We start from the raw sequence: 12,762 nt of genomic DNA on the forward strand, positions 1-12,762 counted from the left end.
TATACGCAATATAACGCTGTGTTTCAGGTATGCTTCCGTGTGTGAGGAGAAGCACTGAATGATCAGGATAATTCCTAAGTAGTTATGCATCATTCAAACACTGTTTGAAAAGAGCTGGTTTCTACTCAAAAATTCGTACTACCGCAAGGCACTTCCCGATACAAGGAAAAACACCCAGTAGGAGATGGTGTTGCGGTTTTCTTTCAACAAAAGAATATGTTTTTTTACTCTATAACTTAAAAAATATTAAATGGATATGGAAGAACTTTAAACCGTAACTTATTTAGGGTACAACGCATCAAACTTAGAATAAATACATCCGCAACATCAACCGGAGAAATATATGGGCGATACCAACATCTTCATGCTCATCGGGCAAGCAACAATTGTTGTAAAAATTGTTCTAGGAATGCTTGCAGCTATGTCCCTTATCAGCTGGACAATTATGTTTAATAAATGGCTGACGCTCTCCTCTGCGAAGAAACGTGCCACTAAAGGCATTGATGATTTTCAAAATGCAAAATCACTGCGTGAAGCAGTTCAAGCTGTCGGTACAGACTCTTCTTCCCCTCTTTATTTTGTAGCGCAGCAGGGTGTTGACGAATACACCCGCCTTAGAGACAACGTTAACTCCTCATCTGTCATTGCTGAAAACGTACAGCGTTCCCTAACCCAAGGCGTTTCCATGCAATCATCCTCTTTGGCCTCATCTCTTCCATTTTTAGCTACCTGCGCCAACTCTGCACCGTTTATCGGTCTGTTCGGTACTGTTTGGGGTATTATGCATGCCTTCCAGACTATCGGGCAAATGAAGTCTGCGGCTCTGGCTGCTGTTGCACCGGGTATTTCTGAAGCACTTGTAGCAACTGCAATCGGCCTTGCTGTCGCAATTCCTGCCGCAATCGGCTACAACATGTTCCTTGGCAAACTTCAGGATATTGAAGTCCAACTTAACTCATTTTCCGGTGTATTTTTAAACCGTGTTCAGCGTGAACTCCACGCACAGCGTCCAAAACGCACCACCGGCGAGGGGTAGCATTCATGGCAATATCTGTCGGAAATAAAAAAGGCTTTGTTGCCGAAATCAACGTAACACCGTTTGTTGATGTTATGCTTGTACTTCTCATCATTTTTATGGTGACAGCACCGCTCATGACACAAGGGCTGGACGTTGAGCTGCCCCAAACAGAAACTGTTTCCGCCCTGCCTTCTGATAAAGATCATTTAATACTTACCATTGATAAGAATGGTAAAATGATGCTTGATGACTACGCTGTGACAGAAAAAGACCTTCCGGGTCATCTGGAGCGGCTTGTAAAGAAACAGAACAAGCAATTGTTTCTCAGGGCAGACAAACACGTAGCATACGGAAGCGTCGTAAAAGCTATGGGCATCATAAAAGGTGCGGGCATTAATAATTTGGGTGTTCTTGCTGAAAACCCAGAAACCGCGACCGCAAAAAAATAGGTACTCGTAGCATGCGCTTTTTGAGTATGTTCCTATCCCTATGCCTTCACTTAGGGCTTATTGCCACAATCCTTTACTGGCCTGTTTCAACAATGAAGGTGCGACTGGATGTACCGGTTTACAAGGTAAAACTTGTACAACTGGCACAAAAAGCACCAAACCCGCTCCCTAAACAGTCAAAGCCGGTAGTAAAAGAGACCAAGGCCAAAAAAGAAACACCAGCAAAACCAACCCCTAAGAAAGAAGCCCAAAAAAAAGAGGCTCCTAAAAAAGAAGCCGTAACGAAGAAGGCACCGGCAAAGGCAAAACCTAAAGCAAAACCCGTCAGTACCAAAAAGAAAGATCTTCCTAAAAAAGCGGTAAGTAAGAAAAAGAAGCCGCAAAAGAAAAAAGCTGTAAAAAAAGAAAATACAAAGAAAAAGGCTGTGAAAAAAAAGGCAAAAAAGAAAACGCCTCCTAAGCCAACACCAGAAGATCTTTTACAAAAAGCTCTGGCATCAACTAAGGCTACTGTAAAAAAAGATGACCAAAAGAAAGTTCAAAACATTGAAAATGAGCTTGCAGCATTACAAAAAGCAGTAGCAAAGGAAGATGCAAAAAAAGCAGAGCAAGGTATTGAAGGTACACCACAAGATGGTATTATCGGTAGCATTGAAGATTTGTACGCGTTAACAGTTATGGACGCTATCAGACCAAATTGGCGCTATCCAAAACTTGCCACACGTACCATTCTTGTTGCACAGGTACGAATTATGATTTCGAATGCAGGGGAAATTCTCGACGCCAAGCTTGTAAACTCTTCCGGCCGTCCTGATTTTGATTCATCCACTTTGCGCGCAATTGCCGACACAGAGCATCTGCCGACGCCACCAAGCCCTGACCTGACCGAAATCACCCTGAACTTTAACAGTCAGGAACAATAACTGACACAACGTCTGGATGGAAAGAATGAAGCGTAGTTATATACTGACATTACTGGTCTGCATGGTCTTTGCCTCAGCAACATCCGTAACCGCCCGATCTTTAGAAATTGATATCTACGGGCCGGGGCAAAACAGCATTAACCTCATCCAGTCTAAGCCGGTTCTTGCTCCGCAGGCACAAACGAGCCCGCAAACTGTTCAAAGTGCAGCAGCACTAACAAAACTTATTAACAACAACCTGTATTATTTACCGTTTATGAACCTTGTAAAAGGTCACACTATCCTCGGTGGAAATACAGCCGCTGGTGGAACCGGTAAAACCATTGATTTCAAAAAATTCCAACTCGCGAATGTTGACCTCCTCATTACAGAAGTATGGCCAGCTGTTCCAAACGGTGCCCGTCCACGGGTAGAGCTGCGAGCATTTGAAGTATTTACAGGAAAACTCGTTCTGGGTAAGGCATACTCTGAACTTACACCGGAAAATCTTCCTAATGTTGCAGACAGATTCTGTTCTGCACTCATGAAAAAATTAACAGGGCGTGGAGAATTTTTCCTCTCCACACTTGCTTTTGTTCGAAAAGCAAATCCTGAAAAAAAAGATATCTGGACAGTCCGACCTACCGGTCGCGACCTGAACAGACTGACGAATATGTCCGGCCTTGCCATGTCACCTACATGGTCTCCAGACGGCCGGTATATCTTATTCAGTCACATCGGCAAAAGATACCACTCTCTGGGCATCTGGGATCGCCTGACCCAGCGAGTACAAAAGGTAAAATTCCCTGGTAACACCATCATCGGCCCTGCTTTCCTGCCTGACAACAAAGTTGCAGTGAGCCTTGCTGCCGGTGGTAATCCGGACATTTACCTTTTGAACCACCTCTTTAAACGCGAAAAAACTCTTGTTAAGAACTGGGCTATCGACGTTTCTCCAAGCTTCGATGCCACAGGCAAGAAGATGGTGTTTGTTTCCAGCAGACGCGGTAACCCGCACATCTTCCTCAAAAACCTGGTAACAGGTAAAGAGACCCGTATTACTCGAAATGGCAAATACAACACCAGCCCGTCAATTTCACCTGATGGAGAACTGGTAGTGTTCGCACGCAGGACACCGCAAGGACACAGAATTTTTGCTCTGGACCTTGTAACAGGCAAAGAAAAGCAGATTACCTTTGGACCGGGCAGCGATGAAATGCCAGCCTTTGGCCCTGACGGCTTTTTTGTAGCCTTTGCGTCTAATAGAAGCGGCGAATACAAAATATATCTTACCACCCGCCACGGGGGGACTCCAAGGATTGTGAAAACCGGCCCGGGAGAAGCAACTCTGCCTTCATGGGGCATGGTTCCGGCTGCGTCAACACGATGACATTTGTGTTCTAAGTGTCATCGCACTTGCCAACAGCCTGAAACCGTGTAAGAAATGGACGGAGTTTTTTGAATTTTTTGAGAATATATAATATTGTGACACATTGTCGTAATTTACATATATTCGCGTTATTCAAATCGGTTTTTAAATGCTTGTTATAAAAGCGATTCTATCGCCAGAGTCCTTTTTTGCAAACTTTAGGAGGATGCAATGATGAAACGTTTAGGTATGGCACTGCTGCTCGTTATGGTTATGGCCATGAGCTTTGGTTGTGCTAAAAAACAGGTAGCTGTTACCCCTGAAAATGCCTCTGGCTCCACTGCTGTTGTTGAAGCTCCTGCTGATAACAACTACAACGGTGGCTCCATGGACATGGATTCTCAGGCAACTGAAGGTCAGCTTGCTGAAGAAATTGCAGCTGCAGCAGTTGTTATGGCTGACGCTCCAATTTACTTTGATTTCGATAAATTTGACATCAAGCCTGAGTACCGCACAGTACTCAAGCACAACGCTATGATGCTTAAAAAGTACCCTATGATGCGTGTTCTTCTCGAAGGCCACACAGACTCCCGCGGTACTTCCGAATACAACCTTGCACTTGGTGAACGCCGTGCCCGCACTGTTCAGGAATACCTGATCGTTCTCGGCGTACCTGCTACTCAGCTTGAAATCGTATCTTACGGTGAAGAGCGCCCAGCAGTTCAGGGCTCCAGCGAAGCAGCTTGGGCTAAGAACCGTCGTGCTGAGTTCAAACTCATCAAGTAATACAGCTTAGTTTTAGCGTATGCTTTTTAAGGCGTTTCCTTTTGGAAACGCCTTTTTTATTATCCAGCCCACTCTTTCCCCACAAAAAAAGCAGGCAATGGAAATCTCTGTTCCATTACCTGCTTTCTGCGCTAAAAATATGGAGAAGGTATAACTACTGCTTTGTTGCTGTTGTATCAGTCGCAGTAGCAGCTTCAGCAGCCTTCATTTTCTCACGGGTCTCTTCAATGTAAGTCTTAACTTTATCAGACTGCTTCCATTCTGAGTACATGGAGAGCCAGTTGCCAAAGTCTAAGAAGCTCTGATCGAGCTGGGATTCATGCCCTTCGACCCACATACTGAATAGGTGCATTTCAAACTGGAAGGTGTTGCTGTTAAAAACACGCTCTGCCATGCCTGCTTTCATCGCATTACCATCAAGTTCGTTAGAAACATGGACAACAATGGCTTCCCGAGAGGTGTCAGGAGTAATTTCCTTATTGTTAAGCTCATCAGCAAGCGAATGGATATGTGGCCAGTTCTCACGAATACGCATATCTGCTTTTTCGGGGATTCGAATGAAGAGTTTTCCGTCTTCCTCTTCGCTGATGAAGTAGAAGCGTAGCCAGTTCTCAAAAATAAGAACTTCGCTGATAGATTTAACTGCCTTAGAAAATTCTGTAACCGCCATGTGGCACTCCTTTCTCTGTTTCTCCCGCGGAATGGGGTACAACTAACTATGGTCACTGAATGCCCATACGTCAAGTTACTTTTTTCACAATCAGTACTTATGAATATAAGTGGCACAATACATGATGATTTTGGCCTACTTCCAACCAGTCAGGAACAACTTCCCTACAAATTTGCATCGCATGTTTACAGCGCGGGTGGAAGGGACATCCGACGGGTGGAGTCAACGGACTCGGCAAGTCACCCTTTTGCCCAATTCCGACACTACGCCTGCCCGGAACAGGCACCGGAACAGCTTCAAGCAACATCTGGGTATACGGATGTAGTGCGTTATCAAAAAGCTTCTGGGCACTTGTAAGCTCAACAAGACGCCCAAGGTACATAACGGCGATAACATCGCTTACGTGCCCCACAACAGCTAAGTCATGAGATATGAACATGTAAGTAAGACTAAAGTCATTTTGTAAATCCGAAAGCAAATTTAACACTTGAGCCTGTACTGATACATCCAGAGCAGAAACCGCTTCATCACAAACAATAAAGTCCGGATTCAAAACCAGAGAACGGGCGATAGCAATTCTCTGACGCTGCCCCCCAGAAAACTCATGAGGATAGCGCCCATAATGCTCGGCGCGCATTCCAACACGCTCCAGCAACTCTGTTACAACCTTCTTTCGGTCAGAAGATGTACCTACACCGTGTACATCCAGTGCTTCCTGAATACTTTTCCCGATGCTTTTTCGAGGGTTCAATGAGGAAACAGGATCTTGAAAAATCATTTGGATGCGACGCGGCAAGGATTTCAACGTTTCCTTACTTCCCTGCCACAGTGACTCCCCTTCCAACAACACATCCCCGGAAGAAGGCGCCAATAAATGGGCTACAATTTTTGCAAGAGTCGACTTACCGCAGCCGCTTTCCCCAACCAAACCCAACGTCGTGCCTTTTTCTATGCTGAAACTGACATTGTTAACTGCCAAAAGCTCTCTGGGAGCAGCTGAAAATAATGGCTGATCAACAGAAAAACGTCGGGTAACATTTTTGAGTTCTAAAAAAGTTGTAATGCTCATCTCTCCAGTACGTTAGTGTCCAACATTGCCATATTACCAAAGTGTACGCAGGTTAGCAAAAACCTATCGATGTGCTTCATGATTACCAACGCAATAGTACACTTCATTGACAAGGGGTTTGAAATGAGCCACTTTCCACCCCGAGGAATAACTATGGCAAAAAAACGTACGAGAAAACCACGTCCACCGTTACCTGCACCAAGCTGGTCCAGCACGCTCTATGCGAAGATCGAAAAGAAATATATCGGCATGTTCCGTTTCTTGCTCGAAGCGCAGGATAATCTTGGCTACGCATCCGTTGTTGATAACTACGACTGCGTGCTCAAAATCACCTTTTCTCCACATCAGGAAAGGGAAATGCGTGCCTTCTTAAAAGGAATGCAACAAACAATTCCATTTGAAATATTTGAACGCCCTGCCGACTAACGTCTACAGGGCGTTTTCACTTTCAGCATTCAAGGAAACCTAAAGCAGCAGTTATGTAAGCAGCCGGCCTGAGGCCATCGCTATTTTTTGAATGTATACATCAACCTTAAACTTTCTTTTGGCACCAGCGTAATTCATATAACGCACTGTCCCAAAAATGGCTCGTTCCCGCCACGGCCTGTCATGAACCCCGCCAATGGACCACGCCACTCCAGTGTAGCCATTCGCATCTACACCATCGAGCGAATAAGTATCATTCAAATAAATGGCATAGCGCATGGCATCTTCAGGAGTCGCTGTCCATTCCAAAATCTTTTTCGCCCAGTACATGCGCATATATCCATGCATTTTCCCTTGATGAACTAATTCCCACTGAGCGGCGTTCCATAGAGAATCATGCGTATTCCCTTCTTCAAATTCTTTAAGCGAGTAGACATGCTCCCGTGGATCAGCCCGATGCTTGGCAAGAGTCTTTTGCGCCCACTGAGGAAAACACTGCGGAGAGTCATAATGAGGATTAAAAAAGCAAAAATTATCTGCTAATTCTCTTCGTACAACTAATTCTTCCAGAAAAACTTCCTTTGCCTCCACAGGCACCTGCTTATTTTCCAGCATATCAAGAACAATTCGTTGCGCCGAAATCATACCGAAATGCAGATACGGAGAAAGATTGGATAACGCATCCTTTGTTGGATCATTTCTTTCTAAGTATTGATGAACCTTCTCTTTCACGAATGTGGAGAAAATAGTCCGCGCAGCCTTCTCACCAGGCACAAATGAACTCACCGCGGTAGAAGCATCCTTCCCAGCTAAAGGGGCTGTAAGCGGGTCAGAAAAAAAAGAAGCAGCATGGCCTTCAAGCTTAGAAAGCGAAGGAAATGGAACCAAAAACTGCTCTAACATCCGATGAATCTTTGGACGGATTGTTCGTGCAGCATATTCCTGTTTATCAGAGACAGCACGTAACGGAACAACATTTCTCCCATCGACCTCTACCACTGAACAGAGGGTGTGATAGGCTACCGTTTCAAGCCATTTCCGCTGAGGTTTAAGAGAAGAATGGTCTGTTACCAAAAGGTGAGGAGACATTTCCTTTATTCGTTCTGCCAATTCCTCCGGTGTCTCTACGTCAGCATTTACAAAAAAAACACCGTGCTTTTCCAAGCTACGCTTAAGCTCTTCAAGCCCATCAAAAAGAAATTTTTTCTGCCGGTATGAACAATTCGGTGTCGAAGCAGCAAGACTAAAAAGCACGACAAAAGGCAGTTTCTTTTCATCTGCCTTCTGCAATGCATACAATAACGCCCAATTATCTTGAGACCTATGCTCACAACGCATCCAATAAACAACACTTTCAGACAATGGAGCATTAACTTCTTTCACAACATGTATTCGTTCTATCTGCATAACAGATCTCCTCATCTATACAATGTCATATCAATATATCAAAAGTACTGAGTCATGAACATGCTTGTCTACCAGTACGACAAAACAGTACATATCAATCCCGCCCAAAGTTTGCGGTTATACCGCTCTGTCTTCTTTCTTGACCAAAGCGGGTTCTTTATGGAATAGGCAGTCATCAACAGCGTAGGATGTAAATTTTTACGCTTACAAATCAGCACATACAGCAGCGCGGTCATACGCGCTGTTTTTTGCGAGATCGCACCGTTTTTATTAACAAAACGGAATACAGAGGAATAACCATGAGTAAAGCTTTAGCACGCGAAGTTGATAAACGCCGCACATTCGGCATTATCAGTCACCCGGATGCCGGTAAAACCACCCTTACAGAAAAACTGCTCTTATACGGTGGTGCAATTCAGATGGCGGGATCAGTTAAATCCCGTAAAGCGGCTCGTCACGCCACTTCTGACTGGATGGCAATGGAACAGGAACGTGGTATTTCTGTTACTTCTTCCGTAATGAAGTTTGAATACAAAGGACACGAAGTTAACCTTCTCGATACCCCGGGTCACCAAGACTTTTCTGAGGATACATATCGAGTTCTTACTGCTGTTGACTCCGGCCTTCTTGTTATTGACTCTGCAAAAGGTGTTGAAGCACAGACCCTGAAACTTATGGATGTTTGTCGCCTTCGTAACACTCCTATTGTTACGTTTATCAACAAACTTGACCGCGATGGCCTTGATCCGCTGGACGTAATGGCTGACATCGAAGAGCATCTCAAAATTGAATGTGCTCCGCTGACTTGGCCAATCGGTATGGGACAGGATTTTAAAGGCACGTGGAACATCTATAAAAATGAACTGCATCTTTTCAGTGCAGTACATGAAGGCAAAACTCAAGAGGGTCTTGTTTTTAACGATGTAAATGACCCACGCCTTGAAGAATACCTCGGCGAATATGCAGCACAGCTTCGTGATGAACTTGAGCTGCTTGAAGGTGCAGGTAACCCTTTTGATAAAGAACGTTACCTTAAGGGTGAGCAGACTCCTGTCTTTTTTGGCTCTGCAATCAACAACTTCGGCGTGAATGAAATGCTTGATGCTTTCGTAGATCTTGCTCCTGCACCTAAAAGCCGCCCTACTACCACGCGTGAAGTTTCCCCATATGAAACCGATTTTTCCGGTGTTGTGTTCAAAATTCAGGCAAACATGGATAAAAACCACCGTGACCGAATCGCATTCATGCGTATTTGTTCCGGCAAATTTACACGCGGTATGAAAGTTAAGCACCACCGTGTGGGTAAAGACTTTACCATTGCCAACGCAACCATCTTTATGGCGCAGGATAGAACTGGCGTTGAAGAAGCATACGCCGGTGATATCATCGGTATCCACAACCACGGCACCATTAAAATCGGTGACACTTTTACAACAAAAGAAGAACTCAAGTTCGTGGGTATTCCAAGCTTCTCTCCAGAACATTTCAGAAGAGTACAGCTTAAAGACCCTATGAAGCGTAAGCAGCTACAAAAGGGTCTTGAGCAATTAGCCGAAGAAGGCGCGGTACAGCTGTTCCGTCCTATTTCAAATAGTGACTACATTCTTGGAGCCGTTGGCATTTTGCAGTTTGATGTAATCGTACACCGCTTAAAAGAAGAATACAGTGTAAACGCCCTGTATGAACCATGTATGATTACAACCGCACGCTGGATAAGCAGTGAAGATGAAGCAGTTTTAGCAGATTTTAAAGACTACTATCGTAGCGACCTTGCTATTGATGCAGAAGGCTGCCTCGCATATCTCGCACCAAACCCTTGGAAGCTTGAATCTGCTCAGGAACGGTATCCTAAGGTGGTATTCAGTACCACGCGTGAAATCCGATAATTCCTACCATTACAGACATAAAAAACCGCATTGAAGATTTCAATGCGGTTTTTTTCTTTTTAAAAGACTATGATGCCACTCCGTCGCTAAACATAGCGGCTCTGTTGGTGTGGCAGCATATCACTTACGCTTTCTTTTTACGTTTTTCCCACAAGCGCATATCTTTCATTTTCTTTCTGCGCTCACGCTGAAGTGATTTACAAACAAGCGGCATACCTTTTTTGTAGCCATATTTTTCACGATACTCTTGCATGGTCAGATCATGAGAAAGCAAGTGCTTGCGGGTAAGAATTTTAAATGACTTTCCGCATTCAAGGCAGGTTATGGACTTTTCTTTGATAGCTTTTGCTGGTTCCATAATTGGTTCTTGCTCAATTTCTTCCTGTGCACCTTCAGCAATCTGCTTAATGCCGAAAGCTAACTTCTGCATCATGGAACCAATTTCATCTTCGGTCATAGTACGAACACTGGCCTGTGCCTTAACAATATCTAAAGCCTGCTTCAGATATTCTTCCATTATTTCCTCCTTCCGTTACGCCACGTATTTCATTGCATCATATTCCACACGTATTAACCGTCTTTAATAGAACATCGGCACTGTCCAGACCTTAATACTTTCTTCTCAAATTCTAAAATGAAGCTACGTAGTAAAATATAACATTTCCATTATATTATGTTGGAATAATATTTTTGCGATTAGATTCTCACAACTTTGTTGCTTAAAAAACCTGTTGCAATATTAAATGGAATGTTGCTTACGTTGTTATCTTAGAGAGTTTCTTTACTACGGGATTTGTATAGTCTCCGACATTATTCAGAACCCAATCAACATACAGTGAAGAGTCTTGTGCTTTTCTTACGTCCTAACTCATTTTTGATAAGTCAGTCTCAAAATGTAATGAGTAATTCTTATCAAGAAAGTAAAGTTTGATTTACTGTAGTTACTCTTAAATACAGTTTTGAGCAAAGCTTTCGTATTAGATCCAATTATAATAGCATTATATTTTGCACATTTTTTAATTAGATACAGTTATAATTGCATTATATTGCCTATGTTCTGCACTCGGTTGCCAAACAGCCTGTTCGAGCGGTAGGCTGTGGCTCTTTCATGTACGGGAGTATGCGCAATGAAAAATAGTAAACGGTATTGTATTGGTATTGATACCGGTGGCACATATACAGACGCAGTCATTGTCGAGGCAGACACTGGAAATGTTGTAACTACAGCAAAAAGTCCTACCACACACTATGACATCCAAAAAGGAATCCAAGCTGTTATCGAAAAGGTATTGGCAGTATCTCAAGTAGCAGCATCAGACATCATCAAAACTTCCGTTTCAACAACGTTAGCAACTAACGCATTGGTAGAAAATAAAGGTGCTGACGTAGCACTTTTTGTCATCGGTTTTAATCAACGGCTGGAAGTCCCTGCAGTCGCAGCCCGCTTTGTTCCAGGTGGGCATACCATTAAAGGGGACGAAGTTGAGCCGCTAGGAATTCAATATATCGTAGACGGGGTAAATGAACTTAAGAAAGACGTCGAGGCATGGGCAGTATGCAGCTCAATGGCGTTTATGAACCCCGTTCATGAACTTGTAGCAGCAAAAGCCGTAAAGCTTGTCAGCGATGCTCCTGTATTCTGCTCACATGAAGCCAGCTCAAAAGCAGGGATGAAAGAACGAGCATCAACCGCCTGCCTTAACGCTCAACTTCTTCCGGTTATGCAAAAGTTCCTTTCCGGTATAAGCAACGCCCTTTCTGAATGTGGAATTTCAGGAGAAGTTCTTGTCGTCAGAGGAGATGCAACGGCAATGCAAATGCAGGAAGCACTCACCCATGCGGCATCGACAATCGCAAGCGGTCCCGCTGCAACCGCACTTTTCGGTGCAAAAAGGACTAACTCTACCCACGCACTGATTCTAGATGTGGGAGGCACCACAACAGATATTACACTCATTAAAGATGGCAATCCCGTTATTGATACTGCAGGGATGTCTATTGGAAAATGGGAAACCCATGTCGAAGCTGTAGAAATGTTTACAGTTGGAGTAGGCGGAGACAGTCTTGTTCAATTATCACAAGGAAAGCCTATGACTGTTGGACCTGCAAGAGTAACTCCCGTCTGTATGGCGCGGGCTATCCCCGCTCCGGACGAATGGATTGGACAAGGACGGTTATCCCGTTGCATTTCAATGGCACCGGACATTTCACAGGATACGATTAACGCCTCTGCAATACTCTCCTGTTTGAAAGAATACGGATCAATGACCCCGAGTGCTCTACTTGAACAACTCGGAATTGCGGAAATCACGTTTGAGCAAGACCTAACCAAGTTGCTCCATAAACAGTACGTACACGAGATAGGATTTACTCCTACAGACGCATTACATGTCCTTGGAAAACTAACAATTGGTAACAGTAAATATGCACAGCAAGCAGCAAAAAAGCTGGCGATCATAGATGGCTGTTCAGAAAAAGAATTCGCTCAGAAAGTACTAACCAACGCAGAAAGAACTATTGAAGAAACTGTTCTTAAGCACCTTTCCAAGCGTGAAATAGGCGGCAACCTTGCAAGCTACCTCACGTCTCGAGAACGTCACCAGCTGTTAGAAATTTCAGTATCCCTGAATGTACCAATGATTGGCATCGGTGCAGCTGCACCGTATTTGCTTACCAACGTTGCAAAACGACTGAATACAACTATCTGTTTTCCTGAACACTATTCTGTAGGAAATGCACTTGGTTCAGTCTTCATGGCAGAGCGCAACTGCTTATAGCAA

The 12,762-nt window shown here is 44.0% G+C and carries 12 protein-coding genes; 8 read left to right on the forward strand and 4 right to left on the reverse strand.

The window, feature by feature from the left end:
* Positions 1 to 343 precede the first annotated feature (343 nt).
* From tolQ to pal, 5 genes are all read left to right on the forward strand, one after another.
* Entirely contained in the window at positions 344 to 1,036 is a 693-nt protein-coding gene (tolQ, locus tag QZY95_RS04690; RefSeq protein WP_290919886.1) for a protein TolQ, read from the forward strand.
* Positions 1,037 to 1,041: 5 nt separating this feature from the next.
* Positions 1,042 to 1,467: a protein TolR gene (gene tolR / locus QZY95_RS04695; protein WP_290919888.1), complete on the forward strand. Its 426-nt coding sequence runs from the start codon at positions 1,042 to 1,044 to the stop codon at positions 1,465 to 1,467.
* Between the two features lie 11 nt (positions 1,468 to 1,478).
* Positions 1,479 to 2,390 (forward strand): cell envelope integrity protein TolA, encoded by a 912-nt coding sequence (gene tolA / locus QZY95_RS04700; RefSeq protein ID WP_290919891.1) that lies wholly within the window; start codon positions 1,479 to 1,481, stop codon positions 2,388 to 2,390.
* A 25-nt stretch (positions 2,391 to 2,415) separates the two neighbouring features.
* Positions 2,416 to 3,759 carry a translocation protein TolB gene (locus QZY95_RS04705; protein WP_290919894.1) on the forward strand — a complete coding sequence of 448 codons (1,344 nt, stop codon included), beginning with the start codon at positions 2,416 to 2,418 and terminating at the stop codon, positions 3,757 to 3,759.
* A gap of 210 nt (positions 3,760 to 3,969) precedes the next feature.
* Positions 3,970 to 4,524, forward strand: a complete 555-nt coding sequence (gene pal / locus QZY95_RS04710) for a peptidoglycan-associated lipoprotein Pal (protein WP_290919897.1) — start codon at positions 3,970 to 3,972, stop codon at positions 4,522 to 4,524.
* Positions 4,525 to 4,678: 154 nt separating this feature from the next.
* On the opposite strand, the gene QZY95_RS04715 is transcribed toward pal, so the two are convergent.
* Complete coding sequence (locus QZY95_RS04715) at positions 4,679 to 5,194, reverse strand: hypothetical protein (protein WP_290919900.1); 516 nt, start codon at positions 5,192 to 5,194, stop codon at positions 4,679 to 4,681.
* Positions 5,195 to 5,291: 97 nt separating this feature from the next.
* Complete coding sequence (locus QZY95_RS04720) at positions 5,292 to 6,263, reverse strand: oligopeptide/dipeptide ABC transporter ATP-binding protein (RefSeq protein WP_290919903.1); 972 nt, start codon at positions 6,261 to 6,263, stop codon at positions 5,292 to 5,294.
* A 153-nt stretch (positions 6,264 to 6,416) separates the two neighbouring features.
* Here QZY95_RS04720 and QZY95_RS04725 point away from each other — a divergent pair, with 153 nt between their 5' ends.
* Positions 6,417 to 6,689: a DUF4911 domain-containing protein gene (locus QZY95_RS04725; RefSeq protein WP_290919904.1), complete on the forward strand. Its 273-nt coding sequence runs from the start codon at positions 6,417 to 6,419 to the stop codon at positions 6,687 to 6,689.
* Between the two features lie 51 nt (positions 6,690 to 6,740).
* On the opposite strand, the gene QZY95_RS04730 is transcribed toward QZY95_RS04725, so the two are convergent.
* Entirely contained in the window at positions 6,741 to 8,072 is a 1,332-nt protein-coding gene (locus QZY95_RS04730) for a deoxyribodipyrimidine photo-lyase (RefSeq protein WP_290919907.1), read from the reverse strand.
* Between the two features lie 323 nt (positions 8,073 to 8,395).
* Here QZY95_RS04730 and QZY95_RS04735 point away from each other — a divergent pair, with 323 nt between their 5' ends.
* Positions 8,396 to 9,982: a peptide chain release factor 3 gene (locus QZY95_RS04735; protein WP_290919909.1), complete on the forward strand. Its 1,587-nt coding sequence runs from the start codon at positions 8,396 to 8,398 to the stop codon at positions 9,980 to 9,982.
* 124 nt (positions 9,983 to 10,106) lie between these two features.
* Here the strand turns inward: QZY95_RS04735 and QZY95_RS04740 are convergent, their stop codons facing one another.
* Positions 10,107 to 10,499 (reverse strand): MucR family transcriptional regulator, encoded by a 393-nt coding sequence (locus QZY95_RS04740; RefSeq protein WP_290919913.1) that lies wholly within the window; start codon positions 10,497 to 10,499, stop codon positions 10,107 to 10,109.
* A 610-nt stretch (positions 10,500 to 11,109) separates the two neighbouring features.
* Between QZY95_RS04740 and QZY95_RS04745 the strand changes: the two genes are divergently transcribed.
* Positions 11,110 to 12,759, forward strand: a complete 1,650-nt coding sequence (locus QZY95_RS04745; RefSeq protein WP_290919916.1) for a hydantoinase/oxoprolinase family protein — start codon at positions 11,110 to 11,112, stop codon at positions 12,757 to 12,759.
* The last annotated feature ends 3 nt before the right edge of the window (positions 12,760 to 12,762 follow it).

Origin of the sequence: Halodesulfovibrio sp., assembly GCF_015482765.1 — a bacterium.
Lineage (GTDB): Bacteria > Desulfobacterota > Desulfovibrionia > Desulfovibrionales > Desulfovibrionaceae > Halodesulfovibrio.

Excerpts from the sequence above, each read along its gene's own strand:
- tolQ (WP_290919886.1), top strand. The coding sequence starts at position 344 with ATGGGCGATACCAACATCTTCATGCTCATCGGGCAAGCAACAATTGTT.
- tolR (WP_290919888.1), top strand. The coding sequence starts at position 1,042 with ATGGCAATATCTGTCGGAAATAAAAAAGGCTTTGTTGCCGAAATCAAC.
- tolA (WP_290919891.1), top strand. The coding sequence starts at position 1,479 with ATGCGCTTTTTGAGTATGTTCCTATCCCTATGCCTTCACTTAGGGCTT.
- QZY95_RS04705 (WP_290919894.1), top strand. The coding sequence starts at position 2,416 with ATGAAGCGTAGTTATATACTGACATTACTGGTCTGCATGGTCTTTGCC.
- pal (WP_290919897.1), top strand. The coding sequence starts at position 3,970 with ATGATGAAACGTTTAGGTATGGCACTGCTGCTCGTTATGGTTATGGCC.
- QZY95_RS04715 (WP_290919900.1), bottom strand. The coding sequence starts at position 5,194 with ATGGCGGTTACAGAATTTTCTAAGGCAGTTAAATCTATCAGCGAAGTT.
- QZY95_RS04720 (WP_290919903.1), bottom strand. The coding sequence starts at position 6,263 with ATGAGCATTACAACTTTTTTAGAACTCAAAAATGTTACCCGACGTTTT.
- QZY95_RS04725 (WP_290919904.1), top strand. The coding sequence starts at position 6,417 with ATGGCAAAAAAACGTACGAGAAAACCACGTCCACCGTTACCTGCACCA.
- QZY95_RS04735 (WP_290919909.1), top strand. The coding sequence starts at position 8,396 with ATGAGTAAAGCTTTAGCACGCGAAGTTGATAAACGCCGCACATTCGGC.
- QZY95_RS04740 (WP_290919913.1), bottom strand. The coding sequence starts at position 10,499 with ATGGAAGAATATCTGAAGCAGGCTTTAGATATTGTTAAGGCACAGGCC.
- QZY95_RS04745 (WP_290919916.1), top strand. The coding sequence starts at position 11,110 with ATGAAAAATAGTAAACGGTATTGTATTGGTATTGATACCGGTGGCACA.